Origin of the sequence: Staphylococcus gallinarum, assembly GCF_000875895.1 — a bacterium.
In the GTDB taxonomy this organism is placed as follows: Bacteria; Bacillota; Bacilli; order Staphylococcales; family Staphylococcaceae; genus Staphylococcus; species Staphylococcus gallinarum.
This window is the reverse complement of the sequence record NZ_JXCF01000121.1, coordinates 1-241: the sequence shown is the minus strand read 5'-3', so window position 1 is coordinate 241 and position 241 is coordinate 1. Positions and strand designations below refer to the sequence as shown.

The following is a 241-nucleotide window of genomic DNA, read 5'->3' as shown; positions in this document are numbered from 1 at the left end:
CCAAAAATTAAGCCATATACAACAAAAAAGCAGTGAGTTGATAGAACAATACCAAAAATCATTAGAAACGCTTAAAAAGCCTTTAAACGTCCAATATGAACATGAAACTGAAAAAGTAGGGGGATTATTCAACAAAGAAATACAAGAAACAGGCAATGTTGTAATAAGCCAAGAAGATTTTAATACCTTTCAGAAACAAATAGAAGCATCACAAACGATTACAGAAGATTATGAGCGTATT

General features: G+C 31.1%; 1 pseudogene. It reads left to right on the top strand.

The features are described from left to right. Window positions 1-241, top strand: a pseudogene (locus SH09_RS17560) (MobV family relaxase); the annotation flags it as partial.